The sequence below is a fragment of the Nocardia sp. NPDC004168 genome (assembly GCF_040610355.1).
Classification (GTDB): Bacteria; Actinomycetota; Actinomycetes; order Mycobacteriales; family Mycobacteriaceae; genus Nocardia; species Nocardia sichangensis.
This window is the reverse complement of record NZ_JBEXME010000050.1, coordinates 1-18685: the sequence shown is the minus strand read 5'-3', so window position 1 is coordinate 18685 and position 18685 is coordinate 1. Positions and strand designations below refer to the sequence as shown.

16 protein-coding genes and 1 pseudogene are annotated in these 18685 nt (G+C 64.0%); 4 read left to right on the top strand and 13 right to left on the bottom strand.

The annotated features are described in order from the left end of the window. Window positions 1–156 precede the first annotated feature (156 nt). Entirely contained in the window at window positions 157–831 is a 675-nt protein-coding gene (locus ABZW96_RS35985; RefSeq protein ID WP_355081173.1) for a hypothetical protein, read from the bottom strand. Window positions 832–1374: 543 nt separating this feature from the next. On the opposite strand from ABZW96_RS35985, the gene ABZW96_RS35980 reads away from it, so the two are divergent. After that, a complete protein-coding gene (locus tag ABZW96_RS35980; RefSeq protein ID WP_355081171.1) occupies window positions 1375–2160 on the top strand; it encodes a hypothetical protein in 786 nt (261 codons plus the stop codon). 183 nt (window positions 2161–2343) lie between these two features. Continuing rightward, the gene (locus ABZW96_RS35975; RefSeq protein WP_355081169.1) at window positions 2344–5736 is read left to right on the top strand and encodes an NB-ARC domain-containing protein; all 3393 of its coding nucleotides are present in this window, start codon (window positions 2344–2346) and stop codon (window positions 5734–5736) included. A 372-nt stretch (window positions 5737–6108) separates the two neighbouring features. Here the strand turns inward: ABZW96_RS35975 and ABZW96_RS35970 are convergent, their stop codons facing one another. The 3 genes from ABZW96_RS35970 to ABZW96_RS35960 form a co-directional block, all read right to left on the bottom strand. Next, on the bottom strand, window positions 6109–8127 hold the full coding sequence (locus tag ABZW96_RS35970; protein ID WP_355081167.1) for a hypothetical protein: 2019 nt from the start codon (window positions 8125–8127) through the stop codon (window positions 6109–6111). Beyond that, window positions 8124–8861, bottom strand: a complete 738-nt coding sequence (locus ABZW96_RS35965; RefSeq protein ID WP_355081165.1) for a caspase family protein — start codon at window positions 8859–8861, stop codon at window positions 8124–8126. Before ABZW96_RS35965 ends, ABZW96_RS35970 begins: the two co-directional genes overlap by 4 nt. A gap of 104 nt (window positions 8862–8965) precedes the next feature. Next, window positions 8966–9397 (bottom strand): hypothetical protein, encoded by a 432-nt coding sequence (locus ABZW96_RS35960; protein WP_355081163.1) that lies wholly within the window; start codon window positions 9395–9397, stop codon window positions 8966–8968. 482 nt (window positions 9398–9879) lie between these two features. Here ABZW96_RS35960 and ABZW96_RS35955 point away from each other — a divergent pair, with 482 nt between their 5' ends. Both ABZW96_RS35955 and ABZW96_RS35950 read left to right on the top strand, forming a co-directional pair. Beyond that, a complete protein-coding gene (locus tag ABZW96_RS35955; protein ID WP_355081162.1) occupies window positions 9880–10182 on the top strand; it encodes a hypothetical protein in 303 nt (100 codons plus the stop codon). After that, window positions 10175–10510: a hypothetical protein gene (locus ABZW96_RS35950; RefSeq protein ID WP_355081160.1), complete on the top strand. Its 336-nt coding sequence runs from the start codon at window positions 10175–10177 to the stop codon at window positions 10508–10510. The genes ABZW96_RS35955 and ABZW96_RS35950 overlap by 8 nt, the downstream gene beginning before the upstream one ends. A 334-nt stretch (window positions 10511–10844) precedes the next feature. On the opposite strand, the gene ABZW96_RS35945 is transcribed toward ABZW96_RS35950, so the two are convergent. From ABZW96_RS35945 to ABZW96_RS35905, 9 genes and pseudogenes are all read right to left on the bottom strand, one after another. Next, a complete protein-coding gene (locus ABZW96_RS35945) occupies window positions 10845–11276 on the bottom strand; it encodes a hypothetical protein (protein ID WP_355081158.1) in 432 nt (143 codons plus the stop codon). Further along, window positions 11267–12424: a nucleotidyltransferase gene (locus tag ABZW96_RS35940; RefSeq protein WP_355081156.1), complete on the bottom strand. Its 1158-nt coding sequence runs from the start codon at window positions 12422–12424 to the stop codon at window positions 11267–11269. Before ABZW96_RS35940 ends, ABZW96_RS35945 begins: the two co-directional genes overlap by 10 nt. Next, complete coding sequence (locus ABZW96_RS35935; protein ID WP_355081154.1) at window positions 12421–13530, bottom strand: SAVED domain-containing protein; 1110 nt, start codon at window positions 13528–13530, stop codon at window positions 12421–12423. Before ABZW96_RS35935 ends, ABZW96_RS35940 begins: the two co-directional genes overlap by 4 nt. Window positions 13531–13719: 189 nt before the next feature. Further along, window positions 13720–13917 (bottom strand): hypothetical protein, encoded by a 198-nt coding sequence (locus ABZW96_RS35930; protein ID WP_355081153.1) that lies wholly within the window; start codon window positions 13915–13917, stop codon window positions 13720–13722. 98 nt (window positions 13918–14015) lie between these two features. After that, window positions 14016–15005, bottom strand: coding sequence for an ImmA/IrrE family metallo-endopeptidase (locus tag ABZW96_RS35925; RefSeq protein ID WP_355081151.1), 990 nt, complete (start codon window positions 15003–15005; stop codon window positions 14016–14018). Between the two features lie 50 nt (window positions 15006–15055). Continuing rightward, a complete protein-coding gene (locus ABZW96_RS35920; protein ID WP_355081149.1) occupies window positions 15056–16018 on the bottom strand; it encodes a hypothetical protein in 963 nt (320 codons plus the stop codon). Between the two features lie 81 nt (window positions 16019–16099). Further along, window positions 16100–16969 (bottom strand): hypothetical protein, encoded by an 870-nt coding sequence (locus ABZW96_RS35915; protein ID WP_355081147.1) that lies wholly within the window; start codon window positions 16967–16969, stop codon window positions 16100–16102. A 350-nt stretch (window positions 16970–17319) separates the two neighbouring features. Next, a pseudogene (locus tag ABZW96_RS35910) lies at window positions 17320–17502 on the bottom strand (transposase); the annotation flags it as partial. Between the two features lie 527 nt (window positions 17503–18029). Next, the gene (locus ABZW96_RS35905) at window positions 18030–18614 is read right to left on the bottom strand and encodes a hypothetical protein (protein WP_355081145.1); all 585 of its coding nucleotides are present in this window, start codon (window positions 18612–18614) and stop codon (window positions 18030–18032) included. Window positions 18615–18685: the final 71 nt, after the last annotated feature.

The window sequence follows — 18685 nt, the reverse complement described above, 5'->3', positions numbered from 1 at the left end:
CTTCAAGACCGACCATAACCTGCGGCACCGGCATTCAGCGCTGGGCTACCGGACACCGGCCGAGTACGCTGCGGCCTGCACCCACACCCACCATCCGGTGGGCTGTGGGATCGATTGAAACCGACGAAACAACCTGGGCTCTACTTCCGGGTTGCGTTATCGGGGACTGGCCACACCCGCCGAGAACAGCCGGAAGGCGAATTGGCCGTATTCGGTTTCACTGTCGTGCCCGAGCAGCGCTCCCACCAGATCGATGTCATCGGGGAACTTGTGCCCGAGGTACGCTGGTTCCTTGGAATGGTCGTCCTTTGGATACTTGATGGTCAAGCCGAGTTGCCGCGCGGACCGCACCAACTCGTCGATCACCTGATCGAGCTGGGACCGCTCGGCCGGATCGAGAGTGCCGGGACCGCCGTCCACCATCGTGCGCAGCAAGCGATTCGACTTGTAGTGGAAGTTCAAGAGTCGACCGACGCGATCGATGACGCTGATATGAGGGTCGCACAGGTGGAACGCCTGGCCGCTGGGCAGTAGGACGCGGCGGGCAAGCGTGAACGGACTGTAAATGATTTGCGGCTCGGCCAGCGCCCGCGCGAGCATGCACATGTGATCGTTGGCCTGCTCGAGCTGGCTTTGGATCTCGGTGTGCAGTTCGTCGACCGGACACCGCCGCCAATCGCACGCCAGCCGCCGCTGGCCGATGTCGTCCTTGCGCGCTGGGCAGCTGTCCTTATATGGCTTCCCTATCCCCAGAGCGCTGACGGCGAACCTCGCAGTGATCTCCTCCAGCCTGTCGGCCATGCGCTGCCAGGTCCCGTCGTCGGGGATCACTTCCTGCTCCTTCACCGGATGAAGTCCGCTCGTTCGCAGACTCTGGTCGCGACCGGATCGCGGCCAGAGTTGCGGCTCAGCGGTGAGCGTATACACACCGGGGACATCCCTGCCGCCGCCACGGCCGGGGAGGTCCCCTACCTAGTGAGGCTCCAGCGAGATCCGGAAAGACCCACGGGACCACGTCACCGTGAGTCGAAAACCACGCCTCATCGAGCACCACCTCCTTTCATGCCAGGGGTTCGAATCGCCGGCGGGCCCGAACACTCGCTTCGGGCCTTCCTCTCCATGTTCGGGTCCTCCCCGCTGCCCAGACAACTCCCCTCGCCGACCATTTGAGCGGTTTTCCACTACTATTCTGGCGGATCAACTAGGCTAGTTGAGCAGCTATTCAGAGCCAGATCAGCGGTAGTCTGCTCACTTTCAGCGGTCGAAATGGTCTGTCTATCTGCTGGTTCCTGAGAGTGCAAGATCCCAGTACCCCACTACCCCATGACTCCCGTGGGGGCCGCTGACATGGTCGGCGTTCTGGAAAGGACAGGGATGGGAAGCTTCACCGGAACGACCAGACGGCTGCTCGAGCAAGCGGTCAAGAAATCGGGCCGGACGAGCACTGTGCAGCTACCGGCTGCTTTCGCGAGGAATCGGCACCCCGGCGAACAGGCGCCGCAGCTGTCCGATCTATTCCGCCGGGGCGAGGTTCCGCTGAAGCTGTACCTCACCCTGTTGATGTTGACCCGCAAGGCGCCGCACGAGTTGCACCGCGTCGTCGCCGACCACTACTGGGCAGTGCTGCTGGGCTACGAGGAACTGAACGAAGCGGACCCGATCCCCGACGCTGGCACCCGCCGGATCAGGCGTGGCATGGACACCCTGGAGAAGAAGGCACTGCTTACGAGGGAACGCATCCCCGGACGCGGGTTCAAGATCACCGTCGTTCACCCGCTTGGATCATTGACAGCGCCGTACATCACGATCCCGATTCAGTTCTGGTCGAGAGGTTGGATCAATGTGATGTCGGCGCGGGCGGTGTTCGTGTACCTGTGCCTACGGCTCGTCCTGGCCGGCAGGCCGGACGAGCAGGGCGCCCACGTCTCTTCGTGGGATCGCAAGTGTTTTGCTATCAGCGACGACACGTGGCAACGGGGACTGAAGGAACTGGTTGCCCTGCAGCTCGTACGAACCGAAACCGGCCGCGTAGCAGCGGACATATGGTCCACAGACCTCCACGCGCGCAAGGTGTACTACCTAAACAACACCTACCTGCGGGAGCACGAGAGCCCGGAGGATTCGGTTGACGTGACCACCCCGAACAACAAGGATCTCTGAAGGGATTACGTCTATCAGATTCGCGGTACAGGCGATCAACACACGCCTTGACGTGCCCGAGCCGGATCAGCTCCCTGCGCGCCGACCGCCGGGTCTATCTCGTTACCCGACAGTCCCCCGACGACAGCATGGTGAACAGTGTGACGAACAATTCTGTCGGCGGTCATGCGTACGCTGTCTCGCATGTCGCGCACGGACGGGGGAGCCCGCGCAGCTTCCGGCCTCTTCTACCAGTATCTGTCCACGATCGAGTGTTTCCTAACGCTGGTCGACGATGGCTGGCCGCCTGAGTCCGCAGTATGGATCGAGGAGACGGACAGCTCAGGATCCGATGATCCCGACGTCGTCGACTTCGAGGTGCATCATCCTCAGTACGGCCGGGTCGCTGTCCATCAGGTGAAATCGACTGCCGATCCAGCTCGTCGAACGATCAGTGTCGCTGAGGCTCTGAAGGTTCTGATCCGCTTGTCAAGTTCGGTGGACTGTCCGGCCTATGTGTTGACTACCAACGCCCGGCCGGGTCGCGGGATCAGCGAATTGACCCATCTGTTGAATCAGGCAAGCGCGCAGTCCGATATGTCTGACAAGTCTTTCATGGCCTCGCTTCACGCTCTGGCCGCTGGCTCAGAGGAGGTGCCGGCCATGTTGGCGGCAGCCGACACCCCGGAAGCAGTCGCGCGCCTTCGCCGAGCGCAGGTGCAGGCGACCGGCGAAACGTCGTCGGCGATCCGTCGCAGAATCAGAGCGCGGATCCGCGCATGGCGTGCGCTGCACGGGCTCGCGTTGAGCGACCATGCCGCCAGCCTCGTCGAAAACACCCTGATCACCGATGTTTTCCAACGCGCCGCCGGCACGCGAGAGGCCGCATCACCACACGGCGAGGCACCCAAATCCATCCGCGTCGTTACCTTGACCAACTTCACTGACTTACTGGCTACGTCTACTCATCTGCTCGCCGAAGCGGTCGGCGCCGACGAAACGTCAATCGGGCTGCATCATGTGCCTTCCGGGGAAGGTATCGATCGTCCAGCCCAGTTGGCCGCGATTGCCGAACGATTCGACAATGTACGATCACGTCGCGTTCAACGGTGTGCGCTCGTCGGACGATCAGGCATCGGCAAGAGCCGCCTGGCCGCGATGTACGCGCACGCCAACCGCGAAGCTTACGACCGCGTGTGCTGGATGGACTCCGAATCCCCCGCCGCGGTACTGGCTTCCGTTGTGGGACAGCGCCGCACACTCGGCCTGAACGATCTCGATCAGCAGAACGAACACGACATCGCCGACTCCTTCCGAGCTTCGGTCGCAACCTTCAGCGGTCGCTGGCTGCTGATCTTCGACAACGCACGCCGCCCCAGCGAGATCGAGCGCTGGTTGCCACACGCTGGCGCTGCGCACGTGCTGGTCACCACCAACAACGCGGTCGATTGGACTACCTTCCGCCCGCTAGACGTGCCACGGATGACCGATGAGCAATCCATCGAACTGCTTCTGTCTCGACTCGAACTAGACGTCGCTGCAACCGGTGACGCGAGCGCCGCAGTGAACGCGATTGTTCAGCAGTTCCAGGGATGGCCGCTCGCCCTGCAGATCGTCGCCGCGCACTTCGGCTCGCTCTCCGCACTGGTTCGCGGGGCCCAGATCTATCTCACCCAGATCGCTGACTATGTACTTGATGATGACACGCTCGACCGCGATGGATACCCCCGTTCACTGCAGGCCGCGATCAATATGTGCCTGGACCGGCTCGCGCGCCAGGCCAACCATGCAGGCGATTCGGCTGCCGCCGCTGGGGTGGACATGCTCGCTGTCGGGTCGGTGTTCGCTTCCCACGCCATCCCCGACGCACTGCTCTATGGTACGGCCACAGTTACGAAGAACGAGATTCGCGACAACGACGGCGACCCGATCTTTGTGCCGGATCAGGACCTACCCAGGGTCGATCAAGCGATACGACGAATGCGCACCGAATCGCTGATCGATCGCAGCGAGAATCCTGATACGCTGATATCCCGCGAGCTACGAACCCAAATTGACATCAACGAAATCGTCCAACGCATCGTGCGGGCCCGATTCGATGTCGAGCTGCTGATCGACCGGGCAGCTGCGCACTTGGGGGCGTGGCTACACCACTACATATCGACTAGTGCATTCGCGGAAGCTGTTGCTATTCAGCCGCATTCGTTGGCCGTACTCGAACATGCCCGGCGATGGACCGGCAGTCGGGAAGAAATCCGCTGGTGTTCCCTGTTGGCCGGCAACCAAGCGATACTGTTCGACGTGCAAGGGCGGAGTGACGAGTCAATCCGCTGGCTGTCCTTTGAGCAGGAAATTCTCGATTCCCTGCCCACTAGAAGTACTCGGATTGTCGCGAAGACCGCCTTTCAGGGGTTCCAGTCGATGCATCACCTCGGCGGAGCCTGGAGGGAATTGCTGCCGTACGTGTCCAGGACACTCGACGCTCTCGAGCAGTTGGCGCAAGACAACGACCCAGACCCGGATGCAGAGCTGGCACGCTCAAGTCTCGAGTCATGGATCGACATAGCCCTTAGCAAGGCCCGCTTCGACGGCTCCGATACAGCCGAGCTGGTCGAGGAAAAGCGGCGCCTGCAGGCTCTGTCCGGCGCTTTCCCGCACAGCCATACTGATAGATACGAAGACGTGCTCACGATAGTCGACGACCACATCGCCAACAGCAGAGATGCACAAGCTATCGAACTGGTCGATTCCACCCTGCGCGACCTACCGGTCGAGAAACACCTTCTGCGCCTCGCGCTGGCAGCCTATCGAATCGAAGCGCTAGCCAAACTGGCGCGGACGACCGAACTGAAAACACGCCTCGAAGAATTCGCGGAAGATCGCAGCAACCATCCGCAGCTACGAACTTCGATCGGCACGAAACTGCTCGACGCGGGCAACAATCTGTGTTTTATGTGGCTGATGGGTATCGCCGACGAGGTGGTGCCGCTGATTGATCGAATCAGCCGGCTAACGGTCGACCTGCTCGTCAACAACTACGACAGATGCCGCCACGCCCTGCTGACTGCCTGCTGTGCCAGTGTCCACGGTGATCGGGAAGGAGTCCGCTCCATGCTTCGATATGCCGAATCCATCTGGCCGCCAGAAGTTCCCAGCAATGTTCTCACATCCAGACTGATCGACTTTCTGCGATCATGGCTGCAGTACTGGATCGAATGCTCCGATCTCGGCCGAACAGCCAGGTTCATCATCGGCACTCCGGCCGGTCGCCGCCGACTCATAGACACCGCAACCGCACAGCAATGCACTCTGCTTCTACTCGAGATTCCGAGCAGCGACCGCGCACAACTACCGCCGTCGGCGTCCTACTCGGCGCAATGGATAGACGTCATTCCTAACCGTGACCGGATACTCGACCTGCGCGAAGCCGACACCGACTATCCTGTTGCACGTATCCGCATCGATCTCGACGGAGAAATTCGCGACACGAATTCTAACCCTGTGCATCTCAACCTCGACGACTTCGCCGGGCTCGTACTGACAACCAGCGAAAGCCCACAACATGGTCCATACGCATACTTCTCAGCGCGTCCTTAGACCGTGTCTGTCGCAGTTGTGATTCGTCCACGGTGTGCCGTAATCCGTTGCACTGCATGATGTTCGACTCGTGGTCGACGAGTTGTCGAAACGTCTCGCCCCGGACGAGTTGTGGGCTCTGGTCGAGCCGTTGCAGAATCGGCGGACCGCGTATCAAACCAGCTTTTTGGCCCACTCGGCGATGACAGGGACGGGTACGGCTTCCTGCGCGATCCTGCCGCCTGCCGACCGGACAGGCGTTAGGCGAGACCATAGCTTCGGTCCGAGCCATTCATCCGCTAGTACACCTGTCCAGTCTGCGGACCACTCATCCTGGACCGGCTGTTCGGCCATGGCGTCCCAGAGTCCGGGTGCTGGCCGGATTGGGACTGATCATCCACCCGGGCGGGAGCATCGTCGGTGATCAGCCAGATGGCGAGCGTTCCGTCGACGCCCGCGGTCACGGCAGCCTGCACATCGGGGGGCGGATGGACGATGGTTGGACACCCATGCCTGCTCTGCCAGGCGGACGGCCCGGCGTTTCCCCTCCGGCCCCAGTTCGACCAGACTGTCCCAGAGGCTGTGCTCCATAAAGCCGCGGGCCGCGAGTCTCTCCAGCGCCTCCGCTGCCTCGTATTCGAACTCCGCCCCCATCGCACCGAGTTGCCTCGCCGCCAGCTCGCGGACGTCGGTCGGTGCGGAGATTACGGTGGCGCGCAACCAGGTGATGACCTGGTCCCGATGCGGGGTTGTGGGCAGGACGGCCAGCCCCACATGCATCCTCCGGTCGGCGGCGTCGCTGCTGCGACTACCCCAGCGCTGTGACCCCTCGCACCAGGCGCCGAGATCGGTGAGGAACGCGGCAGTCCACTCGGGGGCCGCCGCCACGCCGGACGACAGCAACAGTCCGGCGAGCAGGCGCTGATCGGCGGAACGGGAGCGTTGTAGCGCGGGGATCAAGCCGTTGTCCGGGTGGCGGTGCGTGTGATGCTCCAAAACCAGCAGGGCCACTCCGGCAGCCGACTCCTGGCAGTTGGACTGCGGAGTGGCCGCGTGTACGGCCTTCTTCCATCGGCGCTCGCCCGCCCTGTAGCGTTCCGGCAGCTCCCTAGCCTGGACGCGGGCGGCCAGGTGCTCGGCGAATGACTGGTGCAGGAAACGGAGTCCACCCGAACCCTCGACCACCAAGCCGGTGTCGGAGAGGGTCGCGGTGAGCAACTCATGCCATGCGCCGAGCGGGATCTCGTAATCGTCGGGGGGCGAAGCACAGTTCCAAAGAAAGGAATTCAGCTCGGTGATGCCGTTGAGGTGGGCCACCGCTAGGCGTTCGAGCAACTCGACTCTGCGGCCGCGCAGTTCTGCTACCGCTGCGGGAGACGGCTGCCGGTGCTGCGGCCCTTCCACACCGCCCCGCGCGAGCAGCTGCGCGATGAACTCCTCATACAGTGCGAATCGGTTCGGTGGCAGTGTCCGGTCCGGGTTCTGTTCGACCATGACCGCCGCGATCGTCGCGAGCAGCGGTACTTGAGCGAGTTCCGCGAGACGCGGCTCGGCCAATCTGCGCAGGAACTCCTCTGCCAGGAAGCGGCCGTCCTCGCCGAACCACGCGTGCGCGAAGCCGTTCAACGCGTCCCGGTCGAAGGGCTCGAGGGTGTACCGGTCGGTGTCGGTGAATCGCAGGACCCGTGTCCACGCCGCGCCGTCGAGGGGTCGTGTCGTCACGAGGAGGCGAAGGCGTCTGTCGCCTTCCGATTCCGTAGGGCCGGTGGCGGGCGGGGTGTCAGTGAAGCCAGCGAGTACCTCGATCAGTCGCGCGCGGGTGTCGGGGGCGGTGATCTCATCCAGCCCGTCCACGAGCAGCAGCCATCGGGTTCCCGGTGGGGCAGCCGCCAGCAGCCCCGGTGCGATCCGGTCGCGCAGATGAGAGCCCAACTCGGTGGTCAAGGCCGCAGCCAGCGCCGCCTGCCGGTCGGTGCTCAGGTGAGCCGCGAGACCGCGGGCGGTCACACGCAAGGGCAGCAGAGCTGGCCGGGTGGTCAAGTCCCCGTCAAGCCAGCGTTGCGCCAGCGACGCCGTCACGTGCAGCGTCATCGTGGACTTCCCGCCTCCCGCCCCGGCCACGACGATGCGGTGACGCTCACCGTCCAACAGTTCGGCCAACGGTCGGCGCCGACCGGAACTTTGTCGCTCCTCGGAAGGGGCCTCGGCACGGTTGTCGGGACGTTTGCCTGCCCGGTTCTCAGCCTTGGCCTTCTCCGCATCCCGGTCCTCCATCTCGCTCTCCGCCGTCAGGTCCCGCAGCATCGGCCGCACGTAGACATCCGGCAGGATCTGCGTGCGAGGCCCGAAGATCCGGTAGGGCGGCTCCCGGGCGGCCCGCACCTGTGCGCGCATCAGCTCGGGCAGGCTCACGCCGCTGCCCCGCCGGCCGGGTTCGTGTCCCGATCGTCGTCCCGAAATGCCGGGTTCAGAGCGAAAGCCAACGCGTCCGCTGTACCAGTGGCACCGAGCAAGGGCAGTTGCGGGACGGTACCGGCGGCGGCCATCGCGCGACGGGTGTGTTCATACAGGGCCCGGATTCGCAACAGCCGCCCCTCGCCCGGCAGTCCGTCGCGCAGCGCGGTGACCAGATGACCGGTGAACAGGGTGTGACCGCCTGTGCCGTCGTCGGCCCCCGACAGCTGGGTAGGGCCGCTAGAGGCCAGCACGCACACCCCCTCGACCTCCACCTCCCCCCGCTCGAGCAACACCGCAGGCGCGGGGGCTCCGCCCAGGGCCACCGCCGCGGGGCGCAGGTCCTGCGCCGCCTTTCCGCTGAAGCAGCAGTCCAGCACCAAAACCGTCACCGACGCACGGGACTGCTCTAACCAGCCGAGCAGGAACGGGTAGTACACCCCCGTCGTCTCCACCGTGTCCGGTGTCGAGGTCGCGCAGGTCAGGAACAGTTCCCGGCCCTGCGGGCGGTGGCCGTGGCCCGCGTAATAGACCAGCAGGACATCGCTCGCCGCACCGCCCGCCGCGCGGATCGCGTCCTGCACCTCCCGCGGTGTCGCCGGGTCCAGCACGACCGCACAGTGCTCCGCGGAGAACCCGCCCCGTTCGGGGTCGCTCAGCAGCGCGCGCAGACTGGCCAGGTTGCCCGCCACCGCCGGTACCTCCGGGAAGCCGCCGTCAGGCGGCCCGCCAGCATAACTGGCCGTACCGATCAGCAGGACCCGTGACCGCGCCGCATCGGGCAGTCGGACCACCGCTAGCGGTCCCCCTCGCCGGACTCTGCAGCCCCGATCGCACCCCCGGTGTCGGTCCGCTCCAACTCCTCCACCACGCGCCGCACTTCCTGCGCCGACGCGCCCGTCACTATCACCCTCCGGCCGCCGGGACGCTCGATCGTGACAGCGGGGCCCGGTCGTACGGCGCGGAACTGAAGAATAGCCACCACCAGCGAGGCCGTGCTGAAACCGCTCGCGGCGACGATCGCGATCACGTCCAGCAGGGCGCCCAGTTCGCCGGGGCCCGGAGGCGCGGAAATCAGCTCCACTCGGGTGGTCCGCCCCACATGCGGGTCTTCACGCAGCCAATCCGCCAGCGCGACGAGATCACAATCGTCGCGCACCTCCCCGTCGCCGGCCTCTTTGGTCAGCCTGACCTCGTACACGCACTGCGCATCACCGACGTGCTCCACGTGCCGCCCCTCTTTCGATCCACGCCCTCCATAGGCCGAGATCATCGTCCCCGACCGCAGCCGCTGTCGCGGGAGAAAGGGCCGAATCCGCAGGAATCAGGAGACCAAACCACGGTGATCCGGCGACCGGCCGGGTCCGAACGCCTTGGACCGCGGCGAGAACCCGCCGCTCAGAAGACCAACGACCGTATGGTCCACGTGATGGAACCTCCGCAGTATCCCGCCGCGAGTATCCGAAGTTGCAGACCGGATAGTTTGTATTTTTCGACGCTCAGCAGCAGGGCCTTGCCGGGTGTATGCGAACAGTGTCTCGGCTACTGCCGCTATTGCGGTCCGCACCATGTTGACTCCGCCGGACAGGTCGCGGGGTTCACTGAGCGCCGTTCCCTCGCTGCGATGCGGGTCGAGCGCATGGCGGCAGTACAGACGGACCAGGCTCTTGAACTCACCACCCGGGTAGTCTCTACGGTAGTCTGAGGGGTGTGGCGATCGAGTGGTACTGGGCGCTCGCCCAGATACTAGTGCGAACAGGAGTCGATCCGGACGACGTATTCGACCTGGTAGATGCCTGGATGAAGGGGCAGCGACCGGTCTGGCTGCGGGCGGCCGTCGACCCGGCAACCGGGCTCGCATCCCTGGTGGTCTGGGGCCGCGCGGAGGACGGCACACCGTTGTCGGTCTTCGCCCGTCGTCTCGGTCGCGACATCGAGGTGTACAGCGCCGCGTACCTCACCGCCGACCAGGCCGCGGACTTCGAGAAGTGGGAGGCGACCCGCAATGACTGATCCGTTCTTGAATATGAGTCCCGCCGAGGTGGCGGCGATGACCGAGCGCCTCGAGTTCACCGATGAGCCGGTCACTCCGCCGATCGAGACCGGTCCGGACACCGAACCTGTTCTCATCCCCCGATCGGTGAAGCTGACCCGTGACCTCGATCAGGCGTGCAAGCGCCGCGCTGCGAACCTCGGTATGTCGCAGTCGGCCTACATCCGCTCACTGATCGAACGCGACATCGCCACGGCCGGGACCGGTGAGCAGCGGCCGGCGTGGGTTCGCGAACTCCTCGCCGTGATCGCTCAGCACGAGAACGACGAGAACCGTAAGGCGTCCTGAACCAAGATCCGAAGGCGCCTCCGGCCGCGCCAGAACGACGTCACGAGTCGACCCGCAGGAACAGGAGCGCTGGCATCCCGGAGACGAAGTCGCTCAGTGCCGGGCACGCACCAGCTCAAGATAGACGCGGCGCGCCACAACGGTAGTTGGACTGAGGTGAGCGGCAGCAGGAGAGAAGTCGGGAGGGGTGATGTTGTGGTGGTCGTGCTGATGCAATTCGTTGTGGGGTCTCGATTTTTATGAGAGTCGAAAGGTACCGGCGCTCGGCAGGACATGCAAAACATGGGCAACTGGAGTGATCCGGAGAGGCGGTGCCAAGACGATTGGCTCACTGTCAGGGGTTCGCCGTCGGCTCCGCATGGACTGGATCGTTCCCGCCGCCGTGCCATTGGCCCGTGACGAGCCAAATTTCGTAGTAGTAGAGCCATTCGCTGGTCCATGGGACGGTGGTGTTGGCGAGCAGCATGGTGGGTTGCCATTGGTTGGCAAGATGGAGGCACAGGAAGTCGCCGGGGTAGATGTGGGGAAGCTTCGTGGCGCTGTGGTGAAGTCGGAGTTCGGGAGCCAGGACGCGAACTTCTGGTGTGCCTCCGTAGTCGTATTGCAACTGGACTCGGTAGCGGCGGCAGGCGGGCGCCGGCTGTATGTGGGCTACCGCTGTGAGCGTGTTGGAACGCAGGTGGATTGAGCACTCGGGCAGGATGCCTCGTAGCGCGAAGGCCTGTTTCCCGATGCCGGGCAAGCGGTCAGGTGGCTTCACGGGCACCCGTGGAAGGTGTGCGCCGGGATCCTCCGACCGTTGGCGATCCCGAGCGCTGCGGTTCCTGGTGTGACGGTGAGGTTGCGTTCTGCTCGCAGATCGGTGGTGCGGATGGCCCAGTTGGCTGCGGCCTTGGCGAGGATGTCGCGGTCAAAGCCTGTGCTGAGGTGATCGATGAGGACGTCGATGCCGGCGTTCTGGGTGCGGTAGGCGGCGTCGAGGTCACGCTGGAATTGGTCGAGCCAGCGGCTGAACCTAATGCGGCGGTGGGCAGTGTCGGGTTCGTTCCACTTGTCGGCGAAGTTCTCTGCTGGCTGTGCGGGGTTGAGGACTTCCCATTGGCCGTTCTCCCGGCGGATGTGGTCGCGCATGTGCTGGGCCACTTCGATCAGGGCGACAGCGAGGCTGTCTTGTCCTCGGTAGGCGTGGGCGGCGAGGGTGGTGATCAGAATGGACGGGGGCCGGTCGTCGATGTCGTCGGCAAAGGCTAGGTAGCAGTGCCATTTGAGGACTTGGACGAGGCGTTGCAGGGTGGAGCGGACCATCCAGTTGGGCACGGTCGCGATGTGTGCTTCGTATGCCTTTGCCTCGATTTTTCGCAGCATTTCTTCTGAGCGGCCGCGGAACCAAGTCGCGTAGTCCAGTGGGTTGCCGTGCTGCCACGGGCGGAGCTTGGTGTCGGTGAGCAGGATCGCGTTCTCCGAAGGCAAGAAGTCGGCGTCGGGAATCGACGGCAGGACGTCGAGATGGAAGCCCAGGCTGTCGTAGGCCAGGGTCCAGCAGCGCCGCTTCTCGAAGTACTCGTCCGGGGCGTCGTCTGCGCTGGTGCTCGTCTTGTATTCGAAGTACTCCTCGAGCATGGTACCGACGCGCTCTTTCAATGCGGCCTGTGTCGTGCTGTCCTTCTGGATCTCGTTGCGGAACACCAGGTCGATGTCGTACTCGCACGAGGTCATAGGCGGACGGATAACTGTGCCAGTGAGGAACGAGCCCTGCGGGTAGACGCTCCAGGTGGGTCCGCCGGTTTCGGCGAGGAAGGTGCCGACATCGGTATAGCGCGCGACGGCGGCGTCGCGGACATAGGGCGGGATATCGAGGATATCGGCCGATCCGGCCAGAAGCGCGGACAGGGCATCCATGGTGGTGTCGGTCATCGTTGATCCTGCTCGTCAAGGGAAGTGGTGGTGGTGAATCGGTAGGTCTCATGGCCGGTGACGCGGTCGAAGATCCGCAAAGGCGGATGAGCGACCCGCATCAGATGGCGCCCCATGCTCACCGCCGCAGCGGCGGGTACCGCGGGGAAGACATCGATGAAGGGGGCGCCTCGGTGCTCGGCCTCGATCCGGGCGAGGAGATCGCGCCAGGCGCGGCTGAACGCATCGAGCGTGGCCGGGTTGTCGACCAGGGCGGGTACCGGAGTGCGCCCGCGCGGCGTGAGCTCGTAGACGCTGTACCGTTCGTCGATCTCCTCGGGCAGCCTGTCGAGATCGATGGTGCCCGACACTGAACAGAGAAGGGCGACGCTACGGGGATCGCTGCCGCGGCGGACACAGGTGTGTGTGAAATCGACCTCCGCGGATTCCGGTGTCCAGCCCCACCCTTCGGTACCGTCGCGGCGCTTCGGGTACAGATCCGTCGGCAGTGTCTCGTCCAGCATGGTGCCCAGGACGATGAGTACGGGAACTCGGGCAAGGGCGAAGACCGACAGGTGCGTCACCTGGCCTTTGCGGACTTGGGTGCGCAGATGCGCGAGCCGGTCGTCGAGGTGGTCTCTGGCTGTCGTCCAGTAACCAGCTGTGCTACGTTCCTCGCCAGGGACTGCGCGCAGGTCGACCTCGAATTCGTCGGCGCCGCGTAAGGTCCAGTCCGGGAACCGGTCTCGCTCCAGCAGTGCTGCCATGACCCGGGATTCGGTGAGGTCCACGGGTTGGCCGTGGAGGTTGCCCACGACTCGCAGAACAGTGGTGGCGCGTTCCTCCCCCATGGCAGTGAGTTTGCGGATACGCAACTCGTGCTTGCGCTTCATCGCCCGAAGCGTGTCGGCGTCGAAGACCTCCCACAGGGATCGGTCGTCGATCACCTTGTGCTGGTCGTGGCACAGCAGCATCAGGTTCTCGGCCAGATTCCGCTCGGGAAGGGGCAAGTCGTCTCCACCACGCGGCGATCCCGGCTTGGTGGACCAGCCGACGATGTGGGCCAGTTGGCCGACCATCACATCCTGGCCGGTGGTTTCGTCGTCGGCGAGGTACCGGTTACACATCGTGCATCGCCCGCCGGCGGCGATCCACACCCGACGCGCGATCCGCTCGGGGATCGACCGGGTCGTCCCGTCCGGGCCGACGGCTCTGGTTGCGCTGACAGCGATCGTGCGGAGCGCCACTTCACCGGCCTTCGCGTGGACGAACGTCGTGCCGGATCGGATCGGTGCTGCACGCCGATGGCTTGGCCTTCATCGGTTCTCGGTGAGGGTGGTCTTGGGGTTCCGCGCCGCCGCCTCCGGGGTGACGTACTGGCCGGTGATCGCGCTGCGGTGTGTGGTGTGGATGGCCCGGTTTCCTGCCGGTGATGTGCTGACGGAGGTGTTGGGGTGGCGGACTGCTGCGGCTTTGCTGATGTAACGTCCGGTGATGGTGCTGCGGTAGGGCATGTCCTGCTCCTCGATGCGGTGGGTCCACGTTTGTTTGACCCGCTTCACCGAGGACTGACGTCACATCAAGAGATCTGTCCGGCCGAGGCGTCGAGAGGTCAGCCTGCGCAGTCGAGACACACGGTCGACGCACCCGTGAACCGGGCTGGCGCCAGCATCAAGAAGCATTTGGTGCACCGTCGCTCGCGGCTCGCTGCATTCGCGTGACAGCCGCAATGCCCGTCGGCACACTGCGGCTGCCGGCATCGAGGGCACTGGTCGGTGATGGGGAACTCTTCCTGACAGATCTCGCAGACGCGCCATCGGCCTGTTCGAGTGTTGTGGGTGCCCGGCCGTGGGAGGGACAGCGCACGCCAGGCAGCGTGGTCGCTGACCACGATCGCGACCATGTAGTGGTCGTCGATCCGTGCGGCCTGGCCGTACAGAACATCGCTTCGTACCCCGCCGCGGTATTGGATGTAGGTCTCGTCGCGGGTGGCGTGACCGTCGGAGGAGCTGAGGGCAGCCGTGATCAATGGTGTTGCCGATTGGTCGGATTGTTTTGCTGGGGGGTAGAAGCTTTTCGGAGCGGCGAAAACGACGGTGCCGGTGTCGTCTAGGAGGATCACCGCGCCGGCGCCTTTCAGGTGGCGGGCAGCCCACACGCAGCATGCTTCCCGGGACGCCCGGAAGCGGTCGAACACGTCGACCACGTTCTGGGCGACGGGACCGCGCTCTGAGATCAGACCTGCTACTTTGTGGTCCGGCAGCAGGATCTGGGCCGCGAACGCATCGCAGGCCTCTTCCTCTAGCAGCTCGGAATCTTGGACTGTGAAGGTGACGTTGCCGAGATCGAGATCGGTTTGTTGCAGGTGGTGGCCGAGTTCGTGCAACGCAGTGAATCCGTTGCGGCGATCCGACTTGGCCTTGCGCACCAGCAGGGTGGGTGGGGTGGGCTGGTAGCTTCCGGCGACCGAACACCCATCGCTACCGGGCGGTTCGTCGACCAGGCTCACCGAAAGGTCATCCCATGTCCGCAATTCACCGAGCGGGTCCACTTGAAGCTTGGCCGCGGCGCCGGGGTGGTCGCGGTCGAGTACCTCGAGCATGTTCTGTGCTTGGTCTTGTGCTTTGGCGGCGTACATGCCACGCAGACGTATCACCGATCGCCTCGATGTCTGCGCAGAAGTACCTGTTCAAGTCGGCCTGCCCAGTCGGGGGCATTCGATCCCGTCTGACGCGCCGCCAGCGCATACGCCCCGTAGCTGACGCGGATTCGTGCGGTGGCCTCGTCTACGCCTTCCTGCTCAGCCCATGCTCTCCACGATTCACGCCAGCGGGGGTGCTCGGCTTCGGCAACCAGCGCCTGCGGCAGCGGCTGGACAGCGTTCAAGACGGCCTCCACAGCGATACCAGTGCTGTCGGCAACCGCGCGAGCCTGATCAGGAGTGAGGCCTTTCTTGCCGCGAACGATCTGCATCGTCTCGCCCTGGTTGAGGCCGAACGGCTTCAGGACGGCAGCGAGGGCAGCGAGATCCAACGACTCCCCGAGCACCGCCGCCAAAGGCCGGCCCTTGTCTTCTCCGGTTGACGCTGGAAGTGCGGGACTTGATCGCAGAGCGTCGAGATCGTCTGCGATCTCAGCCCTTATTGCGGCCGCCGTGTCGTATTCGGATGTAATCGGCAAACCGCGGCGCACTAAGCTCTGATCGTCGGCGGACAATTCGACCGAGTCACTGTTCAGGTCGTCGACGATTCGATCCGCCCACTGATCCACAACTGTGTCGAGCACCCGCATCGGGAGTTCGGATCGCAGCCCCATCCACACGGTCGCCTCGACCTCGAGCGCTGTCGCAGTTATCCCCACGACGGCGCAGTGCTCGTCTTCGGCGGGCGGATCGACTGTAACCGGTGCGGCGGCGACGGTGGTCTGCTCGACCCGAAGGACGAGCACCAGAAGGCTCGTTTCATCCCACGAAGCCCGCCACAGCTGGCCTCGCTGCACTACGACGTCGTGTGTTGCACCGAACCGTCGCGTGCGCCCGCCCTCGGTCAATGCCTCAGGCACACGAGCTCGCCTGGCAAGTTCGAGCAGCATGTCAAGTGTCGTCGGGTCGCTCACGATGTCCTCCCGCTACCGTCGACCTTAGGGCCATCGATGAACTCTGACGTCGCACCGACACCATCGTCCGGATCCCTCGCCTCAGCATCGACACAGCCGAATCACCTCAAGTGCGACTTGCTCGGCCTCCGGTCCCGTTCCCGCCAAATCGCGTATCTTCTGCTTCGTGCGGGAGATCAGCTGGTAAACCTGGCTCCGTCCACGACTGAGCCGCTCCTGGACAGCGCCGATATCGTTCAAGTTGGACACGATCGCCCTCTCCTCTCCCGACAAACGCCCGACAATCTGGGCGGCCGCGAAGCCCACCTCCAACTCTGTCTCGGCAGCGATCACCAAATCCTCGCCAGTGGGCTCTGATGCGGCGAGTTCAGCCGCACCCGCTTCGTCGGCCAGCGGTACCTCGATCGGGTCGAGGGCCGCCGCGAAACGCTGCGACAGAACATAGACGAACTGAGCAGTTTCCAAGCTGCCGCCCGCTGCCTCGAGCACCGCTCGCAAAATCGACACCATTGAACTGCGATCAGTCACCGGCGGTCGGCGAGACTCGCTCGACCATTTCGGCACTCGAACACCCGGCACCTTCCACGCTGTGTCCACGAGCACTGCCGGCTCGCCTGACCACGGCCAGCCTCCCGATCCGGAGATTCTCCAGCGACCGGCGCCCACCTCGCCTGCAGGGACCCGCTCGAATAGGTCGTCCTCGGACAGGACCTTCTCAATCGATCGCCGCAGCGGGCCTGTGCCGGTGGCACGGGCCTTGTCGGTGAGCCAGTTGCGGATCGACCGCCTCAGCAGTTTGCCAACGCTGGCATCACTGGTTGCCGTCGTCACCAACATGACCGTCACCTGCTGCAGGCGTTCTGCGAAGAATGACTGGGTCAACTCTGGTGCCGAGGCGCCCTTCAAAGCAGGGAACCGAGACTGCTCGTCCTTGACCAGCTTCAGAGTCAAATCGACACCAGCAGGACCGAAGCAACCGTTCCTGCACAGCTCCTCGAAAGCGGAAATCGCACACCTCCCCTGACACGCGCAACAAGATTTCAGCGACCCGCTCCCCATGCCAAATCCATGAGGGCGCCGAGTCATAGCTCCAGCACAGTGCGGTGGCGGCGACGCGGTAGACGAGGGCCGTTTGCCCCCACAGTAGTAGCCCACACAGTCGCCGCAGTGTCAGCCGAACGTCCGACATAAACCGTCCTGGTCGGGTTCACCAACCTAGACAAGTTGCGCCCTTCAGGTGGTGAGCAGGGCGTGGGAGTGTTTGATCTCCGGCTTTGGCTCACTTCCGGTGGCGGTCGATGCTAGGCGCGCAGGATGCGGTGCCGTAGGAGTGGGAATCCGGCGCGGCCATAAAACTGTCGTTTGATCAGTTCGGTTTTCGTGTTCACGCCTTCGATGGGGCCGTTGCTGTAGGGCAGTGTGAGACCGGTGACCGCAGCGTCGTGGTTCTGGTCGAGGCCGCGCAGGAAGGGGTCGAGTTCGGGGCAGCCGAGCCTCGCGGACCTGTTTCATCCATGGGTCCAGGTCCTGCCGCGGCGCGCGGTCATCAGCCCCGCGAACGCGGCAACCAGCCGGGCGAGATCGGTCATAGCCACGTTTCCGGTCTCGCGCGCGGCAATGGCGTAGATCGAGTGAAGGATCGGCGGCCCGCGGCGCCTGCTGATGGACCAACACCAGCAATTGACGCGCCGTCCCCCTAGATAACCACCAAACCCCGTGTGGCAATTCCGGTGCGCTGGCGAGCATCTCGCCAAGCAAGCGGTCGTGGATGCGTATCGGGCAGTGAAGCAATTTTGATCAGCGACCGCTACCAGTCGGTGGATGTAGCGGTGGTGGAGACCGAACGCCGTCAGTCCTACCTCGCACACCTCAGTCCAACTGCTCGACCAGCCAGCTTCACGCGTCGACGGCAAATTATTCTGCAGTATCACGGAATTGGCGCGAACAGACACCACAAGTCCTCGCGGCCAACCGGGAGTCCACCCCCTCGACATGTTCTTCCTAAGCAGTTTTATTGTTGCGCATTGAAAAGCCCACGTATATCGGTGCCAGGCGGAAGCACCATAACTGCTGTTGGTGCCCCCACTCCGGTCTCGGTCCGCCCCTCAGTACTGCACACAGCGCACCGGTGCCACCCTCCGGCAATCCTTACCTGGACCGGCGTCTGCGGTTGTCCTGTCACAGCAGCACGTTTCCGTGCATCCGCCAACAAGAGTTCGTTCAGCTTGCCTGAGAGTTCAACCGCGAGCTCGATACCCTCATCGATCAGATCCTCGATCTCCCCGATTAGCGTCCGGATCCGTTGCTCCGACCTGTCGATAGGCCTGTGTTTGTGTTCGAATATTGAGCTGTCACCGCAACCGATACAGCGATCACGCCCGACTGCGTGAACAACGGCATTGCGCTGTTCAGCCGCGAGCTTGACTCGAAGAAGCCACGGTCGGAGGCCGACAGGGAGGACCGTCGGGTGGCGTTTCTCCACGCCAAGAAGATCGTTGGCGAGCAGACCTGTTGTCGTTTTCGTAGATGGCACCTCTTCAGGGCCGTACCGACTGACGGCCTCGCGCATCTCAGTGCCTGTGTATGAACTGATCATTTCGGGATCGGGTGGGTTGTGAGGCGGGCGAGTCGGCGCCGCATGACCAGGGTCATGGCCCACAGGACCAT

Excerpts from the sequence above, each read along its gene's own strand:
- ABZW96_RS35925 (WP_355081151.1), bottom strand. The coding sequence starts at position 15,005 with ATGCTCGAGGTACTCGACCGCGACCACCCCGGCGCCGCGGCCAAGCTT.
- ABZW96_RS35930 (WP_355081153.1), bottom strand. The coding sequence starts at position 13,917 with ATGCCCTACCGCAGCACCATCACCGGACGTTACATCAGCAAAGCCGCA.
- ABZW96_RS35940 (WP_355081156.1), bottom strand. The coding sequence starts at position 12,424 with ATGACCGACACCACCATGGATGCCCTGTCCGCGCTTCTGGCCGGATCG.
- ABZW96_RS35950 (WP_355081160.1), top strand. The coding sequence starts at position 10,175 with ATGACTGATCCGTTCTTGAATATGAGTCCCGCCGAGGTGGCGGCGATG.
- ABZW96_RS35975 (WP_355081169.1), top strand. The coding sequence starts at position 2,344 with ATGTCGCGCACGGACGGGGGAGCCCGCGCAGCTTCCGGCCTCTTCTAC.
- ABZW96_RS35980 (WP_355081171.1), top strand. The coding sequence starts at position 1,375 with ATGGGAAGCTTCACCGGAACGACCAGACGGCTGCTCGAGCAAGCGGTC.
- ABZW96_RS35905 (WP_355081145.1), bottom strand. The coding sequence starts at position 18,614 with ATGATCAGTTCATACACAGGCACTGAGATGCGCGAGGCCGTCAGTCGG.
- ABZW96_RS35935 (WP_355081154.1), bottom strand. The coding sequence starts at position 13,530 with ATGTGTAACCGGTACCTCGCCGACGACGAAACCACCGGCCAGGATGTG.